The sequence below is a fragment of the Curtobacterium sp. MCPF17_046 genome, assembly GCF_003224295.1.
GTDB lineage: Bacteria > Actinomycetota > Actinomycetes > Actinomycetales > Microbacteriaceae > Curtobacterium.
In genome coordinates this window covers 1-19,508 of the sequence record NZ_QKLB01000008.1, presented here as the reverse complement: position 1 = coordinate 19,508, position 19,508 = coordinate 1, and the positions used below count along the sequence as shown (strand labels likewise).

General features: G+C 72.5%; 15 protein-coding genes and 1 pseudogene. 7 read left to right on the top strand and 9 right to left on the bottom strand.

Annotated elements, in window-relative coordinates; genetic code table 11:
- Positions 1-51: 51 nt before the first annotated feature.
- Positions 52-780, top strand: coding sequence for an NYN domain-containing protein (locus DEJ32_RS08890; RefSeq protein ID WP_110901002.1), 729 nt, complete (start codon positions 52-54; stop codon positions 778-780).
- 113 nt (positions 781-893) lie between these two features.
- On the opposite strand, the gene DEJ32_RS08885 is transcribed toward DEJ32_RS08890, so the two are convergent.
- Positions 894-1,736, bottom strand: coding sequence for a formate/nitrite transporter family protein (locus tag DEJ32_RS08885; RefSeq protein ID WP_110823187.1), 843 nt, complete (start codon positions 1,734-1,736; stop codon positions 894-896).
- A 56-nt stretch (positions 1,737-1,792) separates the two neighbouring features.
- A complete protein-coding gene (locus tag DEJ32_RS08880) occupies positions 1,793-2,083 on the bottom strand; it encodes a hypothetical protein (protein WP_110901001.1) in 291 nt (96 codons plus the stop codon).
- 48 nt (positions 2,084-2,131) lie between these two features.
- Here DEJ32_RS08880 and DEJ32_RS08875 point away from each other — a divergent pair, with 48 nt between their 5' ends.
- Complete coding sequence (locus DEJ32_RS08875) at positions 2,132-3,241, top strand: glycerate kinase (protein ID WP_110901000.1); 1,110 nt, start codon at positions 2,132-2,134, stop codon at positions 3,239-3,241.
- 222 nt (positions 3,242-3,463) lie between these two features.
- On the opposite strand, the gene DEJ32_RS08870 is transcribed toward DEJ32_RS08875, so the two are convergent.
- The gene (locus DEJ32_RS08870; RefSeq protein ID WP_220033008.1) at positions 3,464-9,421 is read right to left on the bottom strand and encodes a GH92 family glycosyl hydrolase; all 5,958 of its coding nucleotides are present in this window, start codon (positions 9,419-9,421) and stop codon (positions 3,464-3,466) included.
- 167 nt (positions 9,422-9,588) lie between these two features.
- On the opposite strand from DEJ32_RS08870, the gene DEJ32_RS08865 reads away from it, so the two are divergent.
- The 3 genes from DEJ32_RS08865 to DEJ32_RS08855 all read left to right on the top strand — a co-directional run bounded on the left by DEJ32_RS08865 (position 9,589) and on the right by DEJ32_RS08855 (position 12,926).
- Positions 9,589-10,587 carry a LacI family DNA-binding transcriptional regulator gene (locus tag DEJ32_RS08865; protein ID WP_220032727.1) on the top strand — a complete coding sequence of 333 codons (999 nt, stop codon included), beginning with the start codon at positions 9,589-9,591 and terminating at the stop codon, positions 10,585-10,587.
- Positions 10,588-10,699: 112 nt separating this feature from the next.
- Positions 10,700-11,746: an NAD(P)-dependent alcohol dehydrogenase gene (locus DEJ32_RS08860; RefSeq protein ID WP_110900999.1), complete on the top strand. Its 1,047-nt coding sequence runs from the start codon at positions 10,700-10,702 to the stop codon at positions 11,744-11,746.
- Between the two features lie 217 nt (positions 11,747-11,963).
- On the top strand, positions 11,964-12,926 hold the full coding sequence (locus DEJ32_RS08855) for a helix-turn-helix transcriptional regulator (protein ID WP_110823179.1): 963 nt from the start codon (positions 11,964-11,966) through the stop codon (positions 12,924-12,926).
- Positions 12,927-12,990: 64 nt separating this feature from the next.
- On the opposite strand, the gene DEJ32_RS16210 is transcribed toward DEJ32_RS08855, so the two are convergent.
- From DEJ32_RS16210 to DEJ32_RS08840, 4 genes are all read right to left on the bottom strand, one after another.
- Entirely contained in the window at positions 12,991-14,400 is a 1,410-nt protein-coding gene (locus DEJ32_RS16210; protein WP_181420634.1) for a hypothetical protein, read from the bottom strand.
- Entirely contained in the window at positions 14,390-15,175 is a 786-nt protein-coding gene (locus tag DEJ32_RS08850) for a TIGR03943 family putative permease subunit (RefSeq protein WP_110900998.1), read from the bottom strand. Before DEJ32_RS08850 ends, DEJ32_RS16210 begins: the two co-directional genes overlap by 11 nt.
- On the bottom strand, positions 15,162-16,181 hold the full coding sequence (locus DEJ32_RS08845) for a permease (protein ID WP_181419441.1): 1,020 nt from the start codon (positions 16,179-16,181) through the stop codon (positions 15,162-15,164). Before DEJ32_RS08845 ends, DEJ32_RS08850 begins: the two co-directional genes overlap by 14 nt.
- A gap of 151 nt (positions 16,182-16,332) precedes the next feature.
- Complete coding sequence (locus tag DEJ32_RS08840) at positions 16,333-16,914, bottom strand: TetR/AcrR family transcriptional regulator (RefSeq protein WP_110823173.1); 582 nt, start codon at positions 16,912-16,914, stop codon at positions 16,333-16,335.
- Between the two features lie 89 nt (positions 16,915-17,003).
- Here DEJ32_RS08840 and DEJ32_RS08835 point away from each other — a divergent pair, with 89 nt between their 5' ends.
- A complete protein-coding gene (locus DEJ32_RS08835) occupies positions 17,004-17,318 on the top strand; it encodes a multidrug efflux SMR transporter (protein WP_110823171.1) in 315 nt (104 codons plus the stop codon).
- Positions 17,318-17,704 (top strand): multidrug efflux SMR transporter, encoded by a 387-nt coding sequence (locus DEJ32_RS08830; protein ID WP_110890626.1) that lies wholly within the window; start codon positions 17,318-17,320, stop codon positions 17,702-17,704. Before DEJ32_RS08835 ends, DEJ32_RS08830 begins: the two co-directional genes overlap by 1 nt.
- 104 nt (positions 17,705-17,808) lie before the next feature.
- On the opposite strand, the gene DEJ32_RS08825 is transcribed toward DEJ32_RS08830, so the two are convergent.
- A complete protein-coding gene (locus DEJ32_RS08825; RefSeq protein WP_110823167.1) occupies positions 17,809-18,948 on the bottom strand; it encodes a CE1758 family FMN-dependent luciferase-like monooxygenase in 1,140 nt (379 codons plus the stop codon).
- A gap of 180 nt (positions 18,949-19,128) precedes the next feature.
- A pseudogene (locus DEJ32_RS08820) lies at positions 19,129-19,508 on the bottom strand (hypothetical protein); the annotation flags it as partial.

Here is a 19,508-nt window from a genome sequence, read left to right as displayed (position 1 = left end):
TTTCTCCACAGTCATCTCCAGGGCGGTTCGCCGCGCGGGTACCGTGCCGGGATGCGGGTGGGGATCTACGTCGACGGCTTCAACCTCTACTACGGAGCGCGAGCGCTCTGCGGCCGGTCCACGCCAGGATGGCGCTGGCTCGATGTCCGCGCGCTCGGTGAACGGCTCGTTGCCCGATCGAACTGGACGGAAGCGAGCATCGAGCGTGTCGTGCACTGCACGGCGCGGGTCAGCGGCAGCAAGGGCCAGACCGGCCAGCATGATCAAGACACCTACCTCCGCGCACTCCGCGAGCACGCGAGTGCGGATGTGATCGCCATGGGCAACTACGTATCGCGGGTGACGACAGCCCCTCTGGCAGTAGCGGATCACCGGAACCGCCCGGTCCTCAGCACGTCGGCCTGGCCCGTCCAGGTACGGGACGCGGGCGGTGTGGACGTCCCGGCCGCTACCTTCATGGTCTCCGTGGCACGCCGCGAGGAAAAGGGCTCTGACGTCAACGTCGCATCGCACATGCTCATCGACGTCCTCGAACATCGGGTCGACGCGGTGGTGGTCATCAGCAACGACAGCGATTTGGCGTTCCCGGTCGACTTCGCGAGGTCGCGACTCCCCGTTGGTCTGGTGAACCCGACGCCGGGCTACACGGCGGGGAAGCTCCGCGGTGATACCGACGACGGCGTGGGAGGCCACTGGTGGTCATCCCTGCGCCAGGCAGATCTGCTCGCAACGCAACTTCCGGCCATCGTTGGTCGCCTTCGCCGTCCGGAAGGATGGTGATCGGGTTGCCTCGCGCCCTCCGTGTGTGATATGCTGACATCACACCACCCGGCGCCTCTGGCGTCGGGTTTTCTCATGGAGCGGTGACGGCTCCATCGGATCGCGGCCGCGCGTCAGCCCTGCTCGTGGTCGGCGCGCTCCGGGTCGTCTTGCGAGCCGTGGCGCCGGTCCTGCATGAGCTCCTTCGTGCGGAGCAGCCGCAGTGCCGTCACGAGCACCAGCCCGCCGAGGACGTTGAACAGCAGCGTGTAGCCGAACCACCCGAGCCACTGCCCGTACGTGATGTCCTCGCCGGACTGGATCGCGCCGAACACGAGCAGCGAATCCAGGATCGAGTGGAAGAGCTGCAGGCCGGCGAGCAGGAAGCCGCCCGCGACGGCGGCCACGAGCTTCGCCGGGTCCGAGTCGGTGCCCTGCTGCATGCGGGTCATCAGCGTGATGGTGCTGCCACCGAGGACGGCGAGCACGATGCTCTGCAGACCGAACGGCGCGTCGATGAAGTGCCGGGCCGACTCCGCCAGGGTGACGTGCCACTGCGGGAACGCGTGCACGACGAGCCACATGAAGAGCCAGCCGCCCGCCAGGTTCGCCAGGAGCGTGCCGCCCCAGAGCTTCACGAGCTGCAGCACGGTCCCCTCGCGGGCAACCACGGCCGCGACCGGCATGAGGAAGTTCTCGGTGAAGAGCTCGCTGTGCGCCAGGTGCAGGGCGATGAAGCCGATGCCGAACGCGAGTCCGGCGAGCAGGTGACTGTCGGTCTCGGTGAGGACCGCCAGGTACGCCATCACGCCGAGGCCGACCTCGAGGCCGCCGAAGAAACCGGTGACGAGGACGGCACGGGTCGTCCGCTGGAGCCGCTCGGCGCCCTCCTCGATGGTCGCGTCGAAGGACTCGGCGAGCTCGTCCTCCACGGGTGCGTCGGTGGAGCCGAGTTCACGGCGTCGGTCGTCGGTCATGACGGCAACGGTAGGCGGAGGGTGATGTGCGCGGTGCGGACGGGAACCGCGTGGGCCTACCGTCGCGTCCCCGGGGCGGTGGAGGCTGCGCGTCCCGACCGGACACGTCGGACCAGGACGAGCGCGACGGTCGCACCCGCGGCGGGGATCGCGACGCTCAGGAACGCGGAGCAGGCGATCAGGAGCATGCGTTCGTCCCGTTGCGTGTCGACCCCCAGCGCTCCGGGGAGGCGCGCGAACAACACGATCACCGTGGTCGTGAGCGCGATCGCGACACCCCAGAGGACCCCTGCGAGCCAGGCGAGCCCGACGACGGCGCGCGAGCGGCGAGGGCGTACGGCGGTCATCCCCTCATCCAACCCGGCGAGCAGGCTGGGCGCCGGTAGCGTGACCCCATGCGCGTCGTCATCGCACCGGACTCCTTCAAGGGCACCGCGTCCGCGGCCGACATCGCCGCGGCCGTCGCGGAGGGCTGGCGGACCGAACGGCCCGACGACGAGCTCGTCGTCCTCCCGATGGCCGACGGCGGGGAGGGCACGCTCGACGCGTTCGCCGCCGCCGTCCCCGGCAGTGAGCGCGTGCCGGTGCGGGTGACCGGACCGGACGGTCGCCTCGTCGACGCGGCCTGGCTCCAGCTGCCGGACGGCCGCGCGGTCGTCGAACTCGCGGCGACGAGCGGGGTCGGTCTGCTCGACGAGCCGGAGCCCGACTCCGCGCACACGACCGGCTTCGGGCAGGCGGTGGGGGCCGCGCTCGACGCCGGGGCGACCGGCCTCCTGCTCGGCATCGGCGGCAGCGCCTCGACGGACGGCGGGGTCGGGGCGCTCCGGGCGCTCGGACTCGGGATCGCGCTGGACGACAGCGCCGACGCCGACGCCTCGAGCACCACCGGCGGCACCCTGCTCGACCACGTGACCGCGGTCGACCGCACGTCGCTGCGTCCGCTCCCCCCGCTCGGCGTCACCGTGCTCAGCGACGTGACGTCACCGTTGCTCGGTCCTGCAGGCGCAGCCGCCGTGTTCGGCCCGCAGAAGGGCGTGACCCCCGACCGCGTCGCCGTGCACGAGACACGTCTCGCCCGCTGGGCAGCGCACTTCCCCGACGTCGACCCGGCGACACCGGGCGCCGGGGCCGCCGGCGGGACGGGCTTCGGCCTCCTCGCGTGGGGTGCGCACCTCGGCAGCGGTGCGGAAGCGGTCGCGGAGGCGCTCGGCCTCGCGGACGCCGTGGCCGCCTCCGACCTCGTGGTGACCGGCGAGGGGCGTTTCGACGGGCAGACGGCGGCCGGCAAGACCCCGACGGTGGTCACGGCGATCGCGGCCGCTGCCGGGACGCCGGTCGCGCTCGTCGCGGGTGACGTCGCTGCCCGCCTGGACGGGTTCTCGATCGCGGCCTCGCTCACGGTCATCGCCACGCAGACCACGGGCGAGCCCGACGATGCACTCCGCGACCCGCTGCGCTTCGCGCGCATCGCCGGCGAGCGGATGGCGCGCGCCCAGGGCTGACCTCGGCGGTCGGACGCGCCCGCGCCCGGCCCACGCCCGCGCTCGCCCGCGCCCGCGCTCATGTCCGGGCGAGCGAGCAGCCGCAGGACGAGCGGAGGGACCACGGGTCAGGAGCTGGCCCCGAGCGCGACAGCGAGCGATGGCCACGACGCGCACGACGCGCACACACGGACGGGAGGCCCGGTACCAGCTGGCACCGGGCCTCCCGTCCGTCATCCGCCGCTACCCGAGCCGGCTCCGACGACGCCGCACGACCGCGACGGTCGCGGTGATCCCGGCGCCGAGCAGCACGAGCGCTCCGGCGACGAGGCCCCAGCGGGCCGGGTCGATGTCCGACCCGGTGGAGGCCAAGCCAACCCAGCGCCCGGGCTCGGCCGGTGCGCGTCCGGCGTCCGCTGCGGGCCGGGCGAGGACCCGGAACGCAGCGCTCACCGTGACCGCCGACCTCGCACCGCGCGCCTGCACCTCGTGGGCACCGGGCCGTGCTGCCGACGGGACCGTGAAGGTGCCGTCGAGCACCCCGTCGGCGTTCGCGGTCACCGTGCCGAGCGCGAGGGGCTTGCTGTGCAGGGTGAGGGTGACGCGCTCGTTCGGTGCGAAGCCGCTGCCGGAGTAGCCGACGACGGTGCCCTCGGTGCCGGCCTCGGCGAGGAGCCGGAACTCCGGCGCCCACGAACCGTGGCCGCCGCCGTGCCCCGGACCGCCGTTGCCGGAGCCGCCGCCGTTGCCGGAGCCGCCGCCGTTGCCGCCCCCGTTCCCGGAGCCGCCGCCGTTCCCGCCGCCGTTCCCGCCGCCGTTGCCCCCGCCGTTGCCGGGGACGACCACCTGGAAGGCCACGGTCGCCAGGGTCGCCGACCGGTCACCGATCGCCGAGACGCTGTGGCTGCCGGGACGACCCGGAGCCGTGACGTCGAAGGTGACCGACCCGTCGGCTGCGACGACCGCGGTGGTGCCGGTGGCCTCCCCGTCGACGGTCACCGTGACGGTCTCACCGGCGGCGAAGCCGGCACCCGTGACGTGCACGGTGGCCCGCGGACGGACCCCCGACCCGGCCGAGGTGGTGAGCGTCGGCGTCCACACCGGAGCCGCCGCGATCTCGACCGGGGTCCGCACGCTCGCGCTGCCGGTGCCGTCGTCGACCGTGACCACGGCCTCCCGGCTGCCCGCCGTCGCGTAGGTGTGCGCACCGGTGACGGTCGCGGTGCCGTCGGTGACCGTGACGGTCGCCTCCTCGAGCGGGGACCCGTCGCCCCAGTTCACGGTGGCGGTCGTGGTGCCGGTCCCGATCGTGCCGCCGGTGGCGGTCGCGAGCGTGCCCGAGACCTCCTCGCCGGCGGTGCCGCTCAGGCGCGCACCGGCCGTGGCCGTGAGCGCCGTCGTCGGCACCCGGGTGCCGTTCGTCGCGATCGCGAAGACGTGGATCCGTCCTGCGCTCGACGGCGAGCCGGTCTGGGTCGGCAGGGTGATCGACACGGCCTGCTTGCCGGCGGGCACGGTGGTGACGGGGGTCGCGAAGACCCCTGCCGCGATCCGGTCGCTGCCGTTCACCCCGACGGTGCGGTGGTCGCTCGACGCGACGACCGTGTTCCCGAACCGCGGCGTCGCGAGCGAGGCCGCCCAGTCGCCGAACTCGATCGGCAGGTCGGCGGTGGTCCCGTCCGAGTACCGGATCGTGCCGACGGTCTGCTGCGCCCGCTCGTTGGCGGTGCCGATGACGGCGAGCTCGGTGATGTCCGTGCCCGTCGGGACGGGGATGGTCTGGCCGTTCCCGGTCGCGTTGTCCGGCTCGCCGGGCTCCACGGCGGGCAGGTCGAACGTCAGGTCGGTCCCCGGCACGGTGTTCGTCGTGCCCTGGACGAACCCGTCGGCGGCGAGCGCCGAGCGGGAGAACCCGCGGCCGCCGAAGTCGCAGTTCGCGGCCTGTCCCGGGTCACCGAGGCAGACGTTGTCGAACGCGCCCTGGAGGCTCGGTGCGGTGCGCGACACCGTCACCGGGACGTCGGTGCTCGCCATCTCCGTACCGGAGCGGACGACGACGTGCACGGTGTGCTCGCCGACGGTCGTGAAGGTGTGCTCGCCGGGCACCTCCCAGGCACCGAGCGCCGACTTCGTCGGCGTCACCTGCTGGGGGTCCGACCCGTCCTGCCAGTCGACCGTCACCGTGTAGTCGGACGCCTCGGTGCCCGGTCCGGTGATCGCGGCGAGGTCACCCGTGAACGACTGCCCGACCTCCGCGGTGAGCCCGGGCGTCGGTTCGACGGCGAACGCACTGGTGGTCTTGCTGCTGTCGGCGAGGAGTTCGAACTCCCCGATCGACGGCGCCTTCCCCGTGCTCGTCCCGGTGACCGACAGGCGGTACCAGGTCAGCGCGGCAGGGTGCTCGATCGTGGTCGGACGGGTCTGGAGCGGCGCGTCGAAGGTGCTCTTCGCGACGGTCGACAGCGGCACCCACGTGCTGCCGTCGCTGGAGCCCTCGAGCTTCCACGAGGTGGGCTGGCCGCCGCTCGCCGCGGTGGTGAGCGTGTACTGGTCGACGGTCACCGGGCCCTGCGACGACTTCCACGTGATCGCCGGGGTGGCGCTCGAGAAGGTCGTCGCGGTGAGGGACTCGTCGTCGGTCAGTGCGCCGACGGCGGTTTCGTCGTCGCTCGTCGTGACCCCGAAGCCGGAGGTCGTGGCGTCGACGAGCGGCTTCGGCGCGACGGCCGGGGCGTCGAGCCCCTCGGCACCCTGGGTCTTGCCGGCACCCCAGTTCGACGCGGTCGACCCCATGCGGAAGTCGAGCGTGCCGCCCTTCGCGATGGCGGACTGCGCGATGACCGCACGGTCCAGGGGCTTCCCGTCGAACGAGGCCGACTGCACGTAGACGTTCTGCGCGCTGTTGCCCGCCGCGTTGACGCGCAGGTCGCCTCCGGGCAGGTGCACGGTCGCCTGCGAGAAGAGCGGCGAACCGATCGTGTACTGACCGGAGCCCTGGGCGAGCGGGTAGAGGCCGAGCGCCGAGAACACGAACCACGACGACATCTCGCCGTTGTCCTCGTCACCGGTGTAGCCCTGCCCGATGTCGCTGCCGACGAACAGGCGTCGCATGCTCTCGCGGACGACCTGCTGCGTGAGCGAGGGGTCGCCGGCAGCTGCCGCGATGTAGGGGATGTGGTGCGAGACCTGGTTGCTCATGCCGAGCTGGCCCATGCGGACCGACCGCGCTTCGAGCATCTCGTGGATCTGCCCGCCGTAGGAGCCGACGTTCTCGGCCGTCTCGGGGGTGGCGTAGAACTCCTTGAGCTTCGCGATGAGCTGCTCGTCACCGCCGTACAGGCCGGCGAGGCCCTGCACGTCGAACGGGGCGTGGAAGGCGAAGTTCCAGCCGTCCGTCTCGGTGAAGGCGCCGCCCCACTCGGCCGGGTCGAACTCGTCCGCCGGGACCTCGAACGACCCGTCGGCGTTGCGGCCCTGGAAGAACCCGGCGTCCGCGTCGAACAGGTTGACGTAGTCCTCCGCCCGGTCGTGCAGGTACGCCGCGGCGGTCTCCAACTCCTCGACGCGGTCGGCGGGTGTGGCCGGGTCCTTCGCCAACGCCTCGGCCATCTCCGCGAGACCGTGGTCGTTGATCGTGCCCTCGAGCCCCCACGAGACGCTCTCGTGGAGCGAGTCCGGCACGTAGCCGAGGAAGGCGGACTGGTCGAGCGCCTTGCGTCCGGCGCCGGAGACGTCGGTCGAGACGGTCGTGGCGTTCTTGTACCCGGCGTCGAAGGCCTCGAGCGCGGTCTTCGTGTCCACCGCACCGTCGAGGTACGCGGTCGCGAAGGCGACGTCGGAGCTCGTGCCGGTCATCAGGTCGGCGTAGCCCGGCGAGGACCAGCGCGGCGTCCATCCGCCGTCGCGGTACTGCTCGACGAACCCGTCGACGAGCTCCTGCGCGACGTCCGGGTAGAGCATCGAGTAGAGCGGCCAGACCGTGCGGTAGGTGTCCCAGAAGCCGTTGTTGACGTAGACCTTGCCGGCCTTCACGACGGCGTTCGTCGTGGTGGCGGTCGCCGCACCCTTCGGGGCGACGTTCGGGCTGGCGTGCTCCCAGACGGGTGCCCCGGCGGTGCCGGTGTTCTCGTGCTGCGAGTTCGGGTAGAGGTTCATCCGGTAGAGCGAGCCGTAGAGCGCCTGGAGCTGCGTGTCGCTCGCGGCGGACTGCGGCACGGTGACGACACCGAGCCGCTCGTTCCACTGGGCGGCGGCGGCCTGCTGGACCTGCTCGAACGACTTGCCGGAGAGCTCGAGGTCGGCGTTGTGCCGCGCCTGGTCGAGGGAGATGAACGAGGTGGCGAGGCGGAGCTCGACGACGTGGTCGCCGGTCAGCCCGGAGAACGAGGCGTAGCGGGCGCTGCTGCGGTCGCCCGCGGCGGTGCCGGTGCCGGACGGGTCCGTGTCGAACCGACCGGCGAAGAACATCCGCGTGGCGCCGACGGACAGGCCGGAGCCGCCCTCGGTCCACCCGGTCACGGTGCCCTCGTCGCCCATCGTGATCGAGGTGCGCTCGTCCGAGCCGACGTTGTCGAGGACGACGCTGCCGCTGCTCGCCGGGAAGGCGAACCGGAGCACGGCGCCGTGGTCGCTCGGGGTGACCTCGGCCACCGTCCCGGACGTGGTCTTCACGGAGTACAGGTCCGGTCGGGCGACCTCGTCGGCGTGGTCGAACGCGAGTCCACGGGAATCGAGGGAGGCGTTCGGCGTCGTGCCCGAGGTCGACGGCATGATCGCGAGCTGGTTGCGGTCACCCATCCACGGGCTCGGCTCGTGGGAGATGCCGATGCCCTGGAGGCGCGGCAGGTTGTCGGCGTCGTTGTCGGACTGCCACGAGTACTCCCACGACTGGCTCGACGCGTCCGTCATCGGCGTCCAGAAGTTGAAGCCGTTCGGGACGGCCGCGGCGGGGATGTTGTTGCCCCGCGAGAAGCCGCCGGAGGAGTTCGTGCCGCGGCGGGTGTCGACGTAGTCCGTCAGGCTCGAGCCGTCGATGCGCTCGGCCGCCGGGTCGATGCGGATGTCGTCCACCCAGCCCTGGAACTTCGTCGACGCGCTGGTGCCCGCGGCGTCGTCGTCGTACGTGAACAGCACCTTGTCGACGCTCTTGCCGGCGAGTGCGCCGAGCGGGATCCGGATGGAGTTCCACTGGTCGACGAAGAAGACCTTGCCGGCACCGAGGGCCTCCGCCGAGACGCGGTTGCCGTTCTCATCGGTGACCTGCGGGTCCGCGGACACGAGCGAGCCGTCGGTGAGCTGCAGGTCGACCGCGGCGTAGGTCGCCGGGTAGGCGGTGTCCCCGTTCAGCTCGGGGAAGAGCTTGTAGCTGAGCTCGCTGTCCGCGGTGATCGGCATCGCGACGTCGTCGTAGAGGACGTTCGTCGCGCTCGCCGGACCGGCGGCGACGTGGGCGCCGGCGTAGCGGAGCGCCTTGGTCCCGCTGAACCCGACGGTCGAGCGGATGTTCAGTCCGGACACCGGTCCGTTGCCGACCCGGGTGACCATCGGGCTGGGCGGGGGCGGGGTGGTCGAGCCGTCGGAGATGCTCCAGTCGGCGAGCTGGGTGATCCCGTCGCCGCTGTTCTTCGTGATGCGGAGGCGGTACCGGTCGTACGAGCCGGGCGTCGCCGCGGTGTACGTGTTCGTCTTCCCACGGCCGCTGAAGGTCTGCGCGGTCTGCGTGTCCACCGTGGTCCACGTGGTGCCGTCGGTGGAGCCCTCGAGCGTCCACGCCGACGGGTCACGGCCGGGGGCGTCGTTGGCGCTCGTGAGCGAGTACGCCCGCAGCGTCTCGGGCTGGTCGAGCCGGTAGGTGACGACGCCGGTGTTCCGGAAGGCGAGCCACTTCGAGCCGGCGTTCCCGTCCGCCAGGCTGGCGGCGACCTCGTTCGGCGGGTTCTCGGCGTCGGCGGTGACGCCCGTGACGTGACCGAGGAGGCTCCCGGGCGGCAGCGTCGACCCGGTGACGGTCGTCGACGGCGTCAGCGGGGTGTTCGCGAGGGGCGCCGTGTCCCCCGCCTCGAAGGAGGTGGTGAAGGGTCCGGACGCGGCCTGCGCCGGCACGGCCCCGAGGAGCGCACCCGATGCGGCGAGCGCCGCCCCGAGCACGACGGCCGTGGCACGGGTCCCGAACCCGCCGCGCCGACCGCTGATCTGGTGCATGGTCCGGCTGCGCCGGGAACCGAATGACGACATCGTCACCTTCCGAGATTGGGGAGGAGTGACGCCGCGTCGACCATGACAGCGTTGTCACACCCGATGTTTCTAACGGTCTGGTGTGAGTCGTGTCAAGGGATCACCGTCGATCCGGACGACCGTACGATGACCTCGTGAGCACCGAGCGACCCACGCTGCGCGCCGTCGCCGAGCGCTCCGGTGTCAGCATGAAGACGGTCTCGCGCGTGGTGAACGGCGAGCGGTACGTCGCCGCCGACACCGCGGCACGGGTCCTGACCGTCGCCGCCGAGCTCGGGTTCCGCCCGAACACGCTCGCGCGCGAGTTCCGCGCCGGCGGACGGTCCGCCACGATCGGGCTCGTCACCGGCGACGTCGCGAACCCCTTCTACTCACGCATCGCGCGGGGCGCCGAGCGCGCACTCCGCGCACCGGGGCTGAGCCTGCTGTCCACCTCGAACGACGAGGACGCCGACCGGGAGCGCACCCTCGTGGCGCAGCTCGTCGAACGCCGTGTCAGCGGCCTGCTCGTCGTGTCCGCCGACGACGACCACTCCCTGATCGCCCGCGAGCGGGCCCTCGGCACGCCCGTGGTGTTCCTCGACCGCGCACCGGCGGACGTCGACGCCGACTCGGTCGTCCTCGACAACGCCGGGGGCATCCGGACCGCGGTCGAGCACCTGCTCGAACGCGGACACCGCCGCATCGGCCTGGTCGGCGACCTCAGCCGGCTGTCGACCCACCGCGAGCGCGTGCACGCCTTCGGCGACGCCATGCGCGCGGCCGGCGTGCCGGACTGGCAACGGTGGGTGCGCAGTGACTCGCACGACCTCGACGAGGCCTCGCGTGCCGTGCGCGACCTGGTCGACGCCCCGGAGCCGCCGACCGCGATCGTCACCACGAACAACCGGATCACGACCGGGGCACTCCGCGCACTCGTCGACCGTACGGACCGGCCCGCCCTGGTCGGCTTCGACGACTTCGACCTCGCGGACGTCCTCGGCATCACGGTCATCGCCTCCGATCCGGACGCCATGGGCCGGGTCGGGGCCGAGGAGCTCCTGGCACGCATCGCCGGCGACGACGGGCCCCCGCGGCACCACGTGCAGCCGGTGCGGTTGGTCGTCCGGGCCTCCAGCAGCACGGCCCGCTGACCGCCCGGACCGCGAGGGGTGCTCCGTCCGTACCTGTCTCAGGTCGGGCGACGGGGGCAGGATCGACGGTGGGCCGCACCCGGCCCGTCATCCCCACCCCACGAGGAGACCCTTGCGCACCGTCAACGCGTACGCGGCACCGTCCGCGACCGAACCGCTCGTCAAGACCACCATCGAGCGCCGCGACCTCCTGCCCGGCGACGTCATGATCGACATCGACTACGCCGGCATCTGCCACTCCGACATCCACACCGTCCGCGGCGAGTGGGGCGGCATCGAGTACCCGCAGGTCGTCGGTCACGAGATCGTCGGCCACGTCTCCGAGGTCGGCTCCGACGTCACGAAGTACCGCGTCGGCGACCTCGTCGGCGTCGGCTGCATGGTGAACTCCTGCCGCGAGTGCGAGCAGTGCCTCGCCGGCCAGGAGCAGTACTGCCTGCAGGGCAACACCGGCACCTACGCCTCGGTCGACCGCGCCGACGGCACCATCACGCAGGGCGGCTACTCGCAGGCCGTCGTCGTCGACCAGGACTTCGTCCTCCGCGTCCCCGAGTCGCTCGACATCGAGCGGGTCGCGCCGCTGCTCTGCGCCGGCATCACGCTGTACTCGCCGCTGCACCACTGGAACGCCGGACCCGGCATGCAGGTCGCGATCGTCGGCCTCGGCGGACTCGGCCACATGGGCGTCAAGATCGCCGCCGCCCTGGGTGCCGAGGTCACCGTCCTGTCGCAGACGACCTCCAAGAAGGAGGACTCGCTGAAGTTCGGCGCGAAGGCCCACTACGCGACGAAGGCCCCGGAGACGTTCGAGGAGCTGCGCGGCTCGTTCGACCTCATCATCAACACCGTCTCGGCGAAGATCGACATGGCCGCACACCTGAGCCTGCTCAGGGTCGACGGCACGATGGTCAACGTCGGGGCGCCGTCCGAGCCCCTCGAGGTCCCGGCGTTCGCGCTGCTCCCGGGCCGCCGCAGCTGGGCGGGCTCGTCCATCGGCGGCATCCGCGAGACCCAGGAGATGCTCGACTTCTGCGCCGAGCACGGCATCCTGCCGGAGACCGAGCTCATCAGCGCCGACCAGGTGAACGAGGCCTACGAGCGCGTCCTGAACTCGGACGTCCGCTACCGCTTCGTCATCGACGCCGCCACGCTCGCCTGACGACGCCTCCCCTCCCGTCGGGCGGTCGCCGGCCGGGACGCACCGGACGGGAGGCCCGCCACCTGCTGGTGACGGGCCTCCCGTCCGACTCCGACCTCGTCGCGATCCTGACCGGAACCTCCGTACCCGCCCCCGAAGGTCCACGGAACGCCGTCCACCGGGGCACACCGCGCCGGGCGACTCGCATCCGGACGCCGCTCCGGGAGAAGGTGAGAGCATGACGACTCCGGAGACCCCGGCACCCGCCGCCGCCATCGTCGCGGTGTCGGGGACCGACACGGGTGGCGCGATCCAGGACCTCGCCGGCATGTACGCCGGGCGCGCCTGGTACTCCTCGCCGATCGACCGTGACTACTGGTACAAGTACGTCGGCGTCGGTGACGACCGGATGAGCATCCGTCGCTCCCAGATGCACGGCCACCTCCGCGGCGACGTCGCCGTCGAGGGCGAGGTCGTCGTGCAGTGGATCGACGCCGGTCGCGCCCGGGTGGACGTCGGCCGGGACGAGGTCCGCATGCAGCCGGGCGTCCCGACCCTCTTCCCGGTCGAGCAGCGCTTCGAGATGGAGTACGAGGACTGGGACCAGCGCCTCGTCCACCTGCGCCGGGACCTCGTGCTCGACGTGGCCGCCGAGCAGTTCCTGGTCGACGGCACCCTCGCGTTCGACCGCCGGACGCCACCGACGGCCGCGGCCATCGAGGTCTGGCGCGGCTCCGTCGCCGCCGCCGTCCGCTCGCTCCGGGTCGACGGCCCCTCGTCGCTCGCGTGGCACGAGGCGCAGCGCGACGTCGCTCGGTCCCTGTTCGGGCTGTACCGGTTCCAGGGCGAGACGCAGCCGGACGGGTACGGCGAGCGCCGCAACGCCCGACTCCGCGCCGCGGTGGAGTTCCTGCACGAGCACGCCGGCGAGCCCCTCAGCGTGTCGGACATCGCCCGCGCCGCCGACCTGAGCGTCCGGGCACTGCAGGAGTCGTTCCAGCGGACGCTCGACCGCACCCCGATGAACTACCTGCGTGAGGTCCGCCTGCGGCACGTCCGGGCGGACCTGCTGGCAGCGGAGCCGGGGTCGGCCTCGGTCGCGGAGATCGCCTCGCGGTGGGGGTTCAGCCACATGGGGCGGTTCTCCGGCGAGTACCTGAACCGGTTCGGCGAGTACCCGCGGCAGACGCTGCGGCACTGACCGGTCGACCGGTGCCGGTGCCGGTGCCGGTGCCGGTGCCGGCACCGGTGCCGGTGCCGGTGCCTCAGCCGACCTCGTCGCCCGTCGGCAGCGCGCTGCACCAGTCGATCGCGGTCCCGGCCAGCGAGGCCTCGAGCGCGCCCGAGGTGGCATCGACCACGCTGACGAGCGCACCGTCGGACGACTGCGTCGCGACGGCGACGAACTGTCCGTTCGGCGACGGGCAGACCGCGGTGATGCTCGCGTCGTCGGGCACGGTCACCGCGAGCCGGGAGGCCCGTGCCCCGTCCACCCGCAGGATGCGCGCGGCCAGGGTCCCGTCCTCGCGGACCGAGCCCACCACCCGCAGGTAGACGTCCTCCGCGATCGGGGCGATCCGCCCGAGGTACGCCGAGTCGGTGCTGGCCGCCGGTGCCGGCAGGTCCGTCCGCTCGCCGTCGGTCAGGTCGAGCTGGACGATCCCGTTGCCGGTCTCGACCACGGCGGTCGTGCCGGAGCCGACGAAGCCGTGCAGGTAGGTCGCCGACCCCAGCCGGACGGCGTCGTTCCGACCGCTCATGTCGACGAGCACGAGGTCGTCGGCGCCGGTCCGGACGAGGGCGCTCGCGGTCCGGGGCACGTACGCCCACTGTGCCACGGAGATCGGGGTCGCCCAGGCCGTCGGGGTGCCGTCGGCGGCGACGGGTTCGGGCTGGTGCGTGCCGGTGAGGTCGACGACGTACAGGCCGACGTCCTCGGAGCGCCCGGAGGACGTGTCGGCGTACACGAACCCGAACGAGGAGCCGTCGTCGGCCGCGTGCAGGGCCTTCGCGGAGCCGCGGGAACTCGGCATCGACAGGCGCTCGACGGGCACGGCGTCGTCCTGCACCCCGCCCGCGAGCGGCACGATGTCGATGGCGGACCCGCCGTCCCGGTCGTCCCGGAGCACGACGAGGGAGCGGGCCAGGACGGCGTACTCCGTGATGCCCTGCGCGCGGTACACGGTCCGCGAGCCCGCGGCGCCGAGGCCCCGGCGGACGATGCTGTCCGGACCGCCGTCCGTCCCCGGCACCACGGCCAGGACGTCCGTGGTCCCGGTGCGGATCGTCGTGCCCAGTTCCGACGTCGCAGCCTGTCCGGGTGCCCGCACCCCGCGGACGGTGAGCGTGTACTCGCGGTCGTAGGCGAGCGGTCCGGCGAACTCGACGGCGACGGTGTTGCCGCTCGACGTGACCGAGAACGGTGCCGCGGGGCGGACGCGCACGGCGGACGCGGGCACCTGCTGCACGGCCTGGTTCGCGGTGAGGATGACCCGCTGCGCCGGTCGGGTGACGAGGTCGCCGGCGTCGTAGGACACCGACCGCAGCCGGGGCCCCTGCTGCGTCCCCACCACGGCGGCGAGCGCGGCGACGACGGCGAGCACCAGGACCGTGGCGACGAAGCGGCGACGGAAGCGGTGCGCGACCGGGCGACGCGGACGGGACTCAGTACTCATACGGGTCCGAGGGCTGCTCGACCGGGCTGACCCGGGCCGCGCGGATGACGAGGCGGGCGTCCGAGGCGGTGTCCGGGTTCGCGGCGAGGGCACCCTCGACCCGGACCCACTCGCCCTCCTGCGGGGAGGCGTCGTCGGTCGTCACGCCGATGCCGACCGGCTGGGCGTCGACGGCGCAGCAGCTGACCACGAAGCGTGTGAGCGTGAACGACCCGTCGGACCCCGGGACGACGAACCCGGTCAGGGTGAGCTTGCGGCCGACGAGCGCGGTCGTGTCGGTCGTCTGCCGGATGAGCGCCGCCCAGTCCTTCACGCCGTACTCGGACGTGTCGACGGACTCGCTGCCCAGGAGCGTCACCGGCGCACCGGCACCCGTCGCGTCGGACAGCGAGGCCGACCCGACGCTCCGCTGCTGGGCGGTCCGGGCGGAGAGGGTGGTCGGCGGCAGGACGAGCATCGCCACGACGGTGCCGATCGTGACGAGCGCCGTGACGGACCCGAGCACCACGTGCAGCAGGCGCCCGCCCTCGGCCGGCCGCGGTTCCGGGTCACCGTCGTGCGCGTGGGCGCCGTGGCGGGCGACCACGACGAGCCCCGCGATCGACGCGGGCACGGCGACGGCGGCGAGCACGAGGGTGAAGGTGGCGTAGCGGGGGTTGATGTACAGGTCGAGGTGGTCGGCGATGCCGAGCCACAGGGTGCCGACGGCCACGGCCAGCACCGACCCGAGACCGAGCAGGGTGCGGCGCAGCACGGTGCGCTCAGACGAGGACATTCATCACCAACCCGACGGTCGCGGCGAACAGGACACAGACGACGGCGAGCAGCACCAGGAAGCGTGCCCGGAACGTCGTGCGGAGAAGGGCGATCATCTTGACGTCGATGATCGGCCCGATGATGAGGAACGCGGTGATCGACCCCGGCAGGAACGTCGACGCGAAGGACAGCGCGAAGAAGGCGTCCACGTTGGAGCACAGCGACACCGTCATCGCGAGGAGGATCATCGCCAGCACCGACAGCACCGGGTTCGCCCCCACCGCGACGAGGGTGCTCCGCGGCACCGCGACCTGGATCGCCGCCGCCAGGCCCGCACCGACGAACAGGGCCGGCATCATCGTCGCGGTCTCGCCACCGAAGTGCGACGCGCTCTCCCGCCACTTGTCGCGCACCGGTGGGGCACCGACGGCCGCGCGGCACCGGGCCTCGAACGCGGGGAGGAGCAGGTCGGCGGGTCGGCGGTGTGCGGCGACGATCCAGCCGACGAGGTTCGCGACGACGAAGCCGCCGACGATCCGGGCGGGGAGGATCCACCCGGACCACCCGAACGCCTGCGCGGTGCTGATGATGACGAGCGGGTTGAGGATGGGCGCCGCGACGAGGAACGTGACCGCCTCGGCCGGGGTGAACCCGCGGAGCATGAGGCCGCGCGCGAGCGGGACGTTGCCGCACTCACACACCGGGAAGAGCATGCCGATCAGGGAGATCACGGCTCGGCGCGGGATCGGCCGGGTCGGCAGGATCCGCTCGAGGACGCCGTGCGGGACCCACACCTCGACGACGATCGACAGGACGATGCCGAGCACGACGAACGGCAGGGACTCGACGACGACGCTGATCGCGAGCGTCAGGAAGTCCTGCAGCACGTCCGGCAGCCCCGCGGTGCCGACCGCCGGGGAGACGATGCGGACGGCGAGGAGCGCCACGACGGCGGCGAGCACCAGACCGGGACCGGTGAGGCTGCGGGAGCGCGTCGTGACGGGGCGGGCGCGGGTGCTCGTCACCCGGACAGGATAGGCGTACCGGGCGCCGAGGACCCCGACCGGCAGGCCCGTGCCCTGCCCGACGGCGGCGACCTCTCATCCACAGCGGCCGACCCCGGCGCGGCGGCGCGGCGGCGCGGCAGTGCGGCAGTGCGGCAGTGCGGCAGTGCGGTCAGCGTGTCGTCGTGAGTCCGTCCACGTGCCGGTCGAGGACGGTGATCGCCCGGTCCCCCGCCGCGCCGGGCTCGAGCCGGGCGACGTGCATCGCGAGGCCGTCGATGAGGGCGTGCAGCCGCTGCGCCTCGTACTCGCGGTCCTCCTCGGGCACGCCGAGCATCGTGAGGACGCGCTCGCACCACTCCCGCATCTCGGCGACGACGCGGTCGAGCGTCGGCCGGAGCTCCCGGTCGGTGAGCGCGGCGTTCCCGAGCGCCAGGTAGACGTCGAGTTCGACCACCCGCTCGGCGTCGAGCGGCAGCAGTTCGACGAGCACGGCGCGCACGCGGTCCCGGACCGGCAGGTCGTCAGGGATGGCGGCGATGCGCTCGCGCGTGCGGTCGAAGACCAACGCGATGGCGTGCTCGCGGACGCTCGCCTGGGTCGGGAACGCGTACCGGACGGTGCTCGGCGGCAGTCCGGCCTCGGCGGCGACGTTCCGGACGGACAGTGCGCCCAGGCCGTCACGGGCCAGGACCCGGTGGGCGGCCTCGGAGACGGTCCGACGGCGTTCCCCGAGGTCGATGCTGCGCGCCATCCGGCAATGTTCGCACAGTCGTACGACTTCGTGCTAGAACTGGGGGTCGTGAAGTCGCACACTCGTACGACTTCGGATCGGAGGAGCACATGGCGTGGGTCGTCCTGGTGCTGTCGGGCGTGCTCGAGGCCGTCTGGGCCACCGCGCTCGGCGCGTCGAACGGGTTCAAGCGGGTGGTGCCGACGATCGTCTTCGTCGCCGGCATGGCCCTGAGCATGGTCGGGCTCGCGTTCGCCATGAAGGAGATCCCGGTCGGCACCGCCTACGCCGTCTGGGTCGGCATCGGGGCGTCGCTGACCGTCCTCGTCGCGATCGCCCGTCGGCAGGAGGCCGCGTCCGTCGCCCGGATCGCGCTCGTCCTCGGCCTGGTCGCGTGCGTCGTCGGACTCAAGGTCGTGAGCTGATGGCCTGGGTCGTCCTGTTCGTCAGCGCCGCGTTCGAGACCGTCTGGGCCACCGCCCTCGGCGAGAGCGACGGGTTCACCCGGCTCGGCCCGACGCTCGTCTTCGCGGTCACGATCGTCCTGAGCCTGGGTGCCTTCGGGTACGTGCTCCGGCACATCCCGATCAGCACCGCATACGCGGTGTGGACCGGCACCGGCGCGGCCCTCACCGTCCTGTGGGGCATGGCGACCGGCGCCGAACCGGTCACCGTCCTGCGCGTGGTCTTCATCGCGGGCATCGTCGGCTGCGTCGTGGGCCTCAAGCTCGTGCCCGCGCGTCCGGCCCCGCCGCGCGGCTCGGCTCGGCGGACGGCGCGGCCGGAGCGGGCGGCGGACACCACCCGCTGAGCCGCGGCAGGGCCGTGGCGCCGTCCGCGCGAGCACACGACGGACGGGAGGCCCGGTGCCAGCTGACACCGGGCCTCCCGGCCGTCAGGTCGTCCCCGGACCGATCAGACCGAGGCGCCGGTCCACTCGTCGAGCGCTGCGACGTGATCGGCACCGGCGGTTCCGGCCGCCTGGGCGGCCGCCACCCGCTCGAGGTGCGTCGGCGGGTTCGCCGGCACGTGCTCGGGGCGGTCGGCCTCGTTGATGCGGCGGAGCTCCGGGACGATGTCCTCGGCCAGGATGTCGATCTGCTCGAGCACCGTCTTGAGCGGCAGGCCCGCGTGGTCGATCAGGAAGAGCTGGCGCTGGTAGTGCCCGACGTGGTCCTTCATGGTCGCGTACCGATCGATGACCTGCTGCGGCGAGCCGACGGTGAGCGGCGTCTGCGCGGTGAAGTCCTCCATCGAGGGGCCGTGGCCGTACACCGGGGCGTTGTCGAAGTAGGGACGGAACTCGTCCCAGGCGTCCTGCGAGTTCTTCCGGGCGAAGAACTGCCCGCCGAGGCCGACGATCGCCTGGTCCGCGCGCCCGTGACCGTGGTGCTCGTAGCGCTGGCGGTACAGCCCGACCATCTGCTCGGTGTGCTGGATGGGCCAGAAGATGTTGTTGTGGAAGAAACCGTCGCCGTAGTAGGCGGCCTGCTCGGCGATCTCCGGGGTGCGGATCGACCCGTGCCAGACGAAGGGCGCCACGCCGTCGAGCGGACGCGGCGTCGAGGTGAAGCCCTGCAGCGGTGTGCGGAACTGCCCCTGCCAGTCGACGACCTCGTTCTCCCAGAGCTGGCGGATGAGCGCGTAGTTCTCGACCGCCAGGTTGAGGCCCTGCCGGATGTCCTTGCCGAACCAGGGGTAGACGGGGCCGGTGTTGCCGCGGCCCATCATGAGGTCCATGCGGCCGTCGGAGATGACCTGGAGCATCGCGTACTCCTCGGCGATCCGCACCGGGTCGTTCGTCGTCACGAGCGTGGTCGACGTCGAGAGGGTGATGTCCTTCGTGACGCCGGCGAGGTAGCCGAGCATCGTCGTGGGGCTCGACGCGACGAACGGCGGGTTGTGGTGCTCGCCGGTCGCGAAGACGTCGAGACCGGCCTGGTCCGCGTGCTGCGCGATGGTCAGGATGTCCCGGACGCGCTGGGTGTCGTCCGGCGTGGTTCCCGTGGTGGGGTCGGTCGTGACGTCACTGACCGTGAAGATCCCGAACTGCATGATGCGCCGCCTCCGTCGTGTGCTGGCTTCCGTACCGTTCTATGCGTTTGCATCGAACTGACGGGTACAACGTAGCGCACGTCACGGCATTCCCGCCAGGCGCGGGCGGGCGTTCCCGCCAGGCGCGGGCGGGCATCCCCGCCAGGCGCGGGCGGCGACGGCCAGGAGGCACCGGTCGCGTCAGACGCGGACGGCCGGCCCGTCCGGACGGGTCGTGCGCGGCACGGTGTGCATCCCGTCCGCCAGCCACACCGCGGTGATGACGGCGAGGACACCCGCCGACGAGGCCATGCGCCCGGCGAGGAGCATCGCCCCGTGGTCGCCACCGGTCGTCCCCACGAGCAGGGCGACCACCCCGACGAGGACCGTCGCGGCGACCGCGAGCAGCAGCACGACCGTGACGACCCGGCGCGGGCCGCGATGCCCGTCACGGTCCCCCCGCGTGCCCCGGTCGACGGCCGGCCCGACCGCCCGGACGAGACCGAGCCAGAACAGGGCGACCGCACACGCACCGATGATGTCGCTCACCCGGTGCCAGCCGTACACCACCGTCTGGTTCG

What these genes read in the sequence shown, in the direction of transcription:
- DEJ32_RS08890 (WP_110901002.1), top strand. Translation starts at nt 52, where the DNA reads ATGCGGGTGGGGATCTACGTCGACGGCTTCAACCTCTACTACGGAGCG.
- DEJ32_RS08885 (WP_110823187.1), bottom strand. Translation starts at nt 1,736, where the DNA reads ATGACCGACGACCGACGCCGTGAACTCGGCTCCACCGACGCACCCGTG.
- DEJ32_RS08880 (WP_110901001.1), bottom strand. Translation starts at nt 2,083, where the DNA reads ATGACCGCCGTACGCCCTCGCCGCTCGCGCGCCGTCGTCGGGCTCGCC.
- DEJ32_RS08875 (WP_110901000.1), top strand. Translation starts at nt 2,132, where the DNA reads ATGCGCGTCGTCATCGCACCGGACTCCTTCAAGGGCACCGCGTCCGCG.
- DEJ32_RS08870 (WP_220033008.1), bottom strand. Translation starts at nt 9,421, where the DNA reads ATGCACCAGATCAGCGGTCGGCGCGGCGGGTTCGGGACCCGTGCCACG.
- DEJ32_RS08855 (WP_110823179.1), top strand. Translation starts at nt 11,964, where the DNA reads ATGACGACTCCGGAGACCCCGGCACCCGCCGCCGCCATCGTCGCGGTG.
- DEJ32_RS16210 (WP_181420634.1), bottom strand. Translation starts at nt 14,400, where the DNA reads ATGAGTACTGAGTCCCGTCCGCGTCGCCCGGTCGCGCACCGCTTCCGT.
- DEJ32_RS08850 (WP_110900998.1), bottom strand. Translation starts at nt 15,175, where the DNA reads ATGTCCTCGTCTGAGCGCACCGTGCTGCGCCGCACCCTGCTCGGTCTC.
- DEJ32_RS08840 (WP_110823173.1), bottom strand. Translation starts at nt 16,914, where the DNA reads ATGGCGCGCAGCATCGACCTCGGGGAACGCCGTCGGACCGTCTCCGAG.
- DEJ32_RS08835 (WP_110823171.1), top strand. Translation starts at nt 17,004, where the DNA reads ATGGCGTGGGTCGTCCTGGTGCTGTCGGGCGTGCTCGAGGCCGTCTGG.
- DEJ32_RS08830 (WP_110890626.1), top strand. Translation starts at nt 17,318, where the DNA reads ATGGCCTGGGTCGTCCTGTTCGTCAGCGCCGCGTTCGAGACCGTCTGG.
- DEJ32_RS08825 (WP_110823167.1), bottom strand. Translation starts at nt 18,948, where the DNA reads ATGCAGTTCGGGATCTTCACGGTCAGTGACGTCACGACCGACCCCACC.